The organism is Rhizorhabdus sp., assembly GCF_018006725.1.
In the GTDB taxonomy this organism is placed as follows: domain Bacteria; phylum Pseudomonadota; class Alphaproteobacteria; order Sphingomonadales; family Sphingomonadaceae; genus Rhizorhabdus.
In genome coordinates, this window is the sequence record NZ_JAGMXV010000442.1 from 1 (window position 1) to 2,727 (window position 2,727).

A 2,727-nucleotide genomic window follows, 5' to 3' on the forward strand; every position below is an offset into this window, starting at 1 on the left:
GATCGGGCCGGACCAGACAGCCTCGATCGAACGCTGATCGCCGACCGCGAAGAAGGGGGCCAGATCATGTTGGAGCCGCGCGTCCCAGGCCTTGGCCACGATTTCGGGGCCAATGCCCGCCGGATCCCCGAGGGCGACGGCAAGGGGCGCAATGTCCATCGCGTCAGCGATACTCGATCACCGCATCGCGCCGCAGGTCGCGGAGATAGCGCTGGGCTCGCCGGTTGACCCGATCCTGCTCGATCTGCGACTGGATCTGTTCGAAGGACGGACCCGAGGTCGGTGCGGGGTCATCGCGGCCGCACAGGATGAGCGCACGGACGCCGTCTTTCAGCGAGCCGAAAGGCGGGGTCGCCTGTCCGACCTGCAGGTTGAGCATCAGATCCTGCAACTGGGGCGGCAGATCCCGGATGGTCATCTGGTCGTTGTTAACGACGTCGGCACCGACCGACTGCGCGACCTCATTGGCCTTGCCGCAGCCCTGGATGTCCTTGACCGCCTTGGCAAAGGCTTCCAGCTTCGGGGTGGCCTGCGCCTGCGTGATATTGGGCGGGAAGGTGACCGTCAGCTGCTTGAGCAGCAGCTGTGCGTCGCGCGGGTCGACGCCCAGCACCTGCCGCTTGTCGATCAGCAGCAGGATCGAATAGCCACCGGGAACGGCGATGGGCGTGCTGATCTGGCCGTTCTGCAGCTGCGTCACGACACCGGAAAGCTGCTCGGGCAGCTGCTCGGCGCGAACCCAGCCCAGATCGCCGCCGACCGCTGCGGTCGAGGCTTCCGAGAACTGGCGGGCATAAGCGGCGAAAGATGCACCGCGCTGGATCTGCTCGATGATGCGCTGCGCGTTGGCGCCAGCTTCGCCCATCGTCTCCGGCGTGGCCGAGAGGAAGATCTCGCCGACATGATATTCATTTTCGCCCTTGGAGGCCTTCAGGCGATTGATGATCGCATTGACCTCTTCCTCGCTGACTGCGACGAACGGCTCGATGCGGCGGCTGAGCACGCGACGCCAGGCGGCCTCGCCCTCGATCTGCCGCTTGATCGACAGTTCCGAAGATCCCTTCTCGCGCAGGAAAGCCGCGAAGTCCTTTGGCGTCTTCCGGAAATTCGATGCAACGCGGTCGTAGGTCTGCTGCACCTCTTCGGGCGCGACTTCGATCTTCTGCGCTTTTGCTTCCTGAATCTGCAAGGTTTCGTCGATCAGGTTGCGAAGAACCTGAAGCCGCAGCCGTTCGAGTTCTTCCTGCGGAATGCGGCCGCCATTGGCCGCGACGACGAGCGCCAGGCGCTGCTCGACATCGGTCTGGGTAATGATCGTGCCGTTGACGATCGCCGTGGCCGTCCGGACATTGGGATCGCGGTTGCCGAAGACGGTGATATCCTTCGGAATGTTGAGTGCACCCGAGAGGTCCTCATTGGGGTCGCCCGCCATCTGGCTGGACGCTGGCGGGGCCAACAGCGCGAGGGCTGTCACCGCATAGAATAGCTTTCCACCCCGACCCAGCTTCTTTCCGCGTACCAAGACCTAATCCTCGATGAGTGTCGAATGTGGTGATTATTTCACCGATCCGCTGAATGCACGCTTAGCGGCCCAAATTCTTGAGCGCCAGTCGCAACAAATATGTGTTGCCCCGCCGGGCGTCGCCGATCGCCGCATATTCGCGGCGCCAGGTCACTCCAACCTCGATGCAGTCGTCATCGTAGAGGATGCCCAGGCGATGACGGATGGGCTGATATCCGTCGGACAGGGTGGTCGGGTCTTCCTTCGGTCCGGTCAGATCGATGACAGTCGAACCGAAGATCGACCAGTAGCGCGCGATCTGGACCCGGCCACCGAGGCGGACCTCCTCGCGGTCGCGCAGATCCTCGATCGTCGAGGCAATGTCGCGGTTGAGCTTGAGATAGCCGATCAGGGCGTAGGTCTTGCGCGTTCCGATCGTCGCGTCGATCTCGTTCCGGCGGACGGCAAAATTGTCCTTGTCGAGCCGGAAACGGTGGGTCAGTTCGAGGAAGCGGCCATATTTCAGCGTCGTCCGCCCGACGATGTCGGACAGGCGATCGGACAGGCCGGTTCCGACCGGCAGCAGGCTGGGCTTGTTGGTCAGGCGGTAACTCTGCCCGACCACCGTATTGAAGGAAATTCCGGGCAGATCGACCGACCACTCCGCGCCATAGGTAACGCGGCTGCCATCCTCCCATCGATCATAGCCCGAGAAGCGGTTGAGCGCGAAGAGGTTCGAGTCCTCGAGATCGATTGCACGCGCATCCTCGTTCGGGATGCTCATATTCTTCGTCTTGGGACTACCGACAATCTGCACGCGCGGGGTGATCCGCTGCGTGCCGGCAAAGAAGTCGCCGATCAGCGGCCATTTGACGTCGATCGCCAGCGCACCGATTCCGCGCGGCGTCCAGCCCGGATCGCCACGATAGCTGATCGTCGCGGTCTGGCCGACCTGATCGGTATGATAGACGTCTCCGCGCAGATAGCCGGTCAGGGTGATCTCCTGACCCAGCGGGGTGTAGCGGCGCAGATTCCATTCGGCGGCGGCGAACGCGCGCTGGGTATCCTGTCCACTGGTTCGGATTAGGGCCAGGCTATTGAGCTGCAACTGGAGCACGCCGCCCACGAGCGGGTCGGTCATCCGCAGGCGATAGTCGATCGCCGGCAGCGCTATCGGCTGTTGCCCTTGCGGATCGTTGATCCGCAGCGTCTGGACCGCCCAGCCC

Annotated in this window: 2 protein-coding genes and 1 pseudogene; all 3 read right to left on the reverse strand. The window is 63.3% G+C overall.

Going from position 1 to position 2,727, the window contains the following annotated elements:
- A pseudogene (gene pdxA / locus KAY22_RS27515) lies at positions 1 to 159 on the reverse strand (4-hydroxythreonine-4-phosphate dehydrogenase); the annotation flags it as partial.
- Between the two features lie 4 nt (positions 160 to 163).
- A complete protein-coding gene (locus KAY22_RS27520) occupies positions 164 to 1,456 on the reverse strand; it encodes a peptidylprolyl isomerase (protein ID WP_296626224.1) in 1,293 nt (430 codons plus the stop codon).
- 127 nt (positions 1,457 to 1,583) lie between these two features.
- Positions 1,584 to 2,727 (reverse strand): LPS-assembly protein LptD (locus KAY22_RS27525; RefSeq protein WP_296626223.1); only part of this gene is annotated, 1,144 nt, incomplete at its 5' end.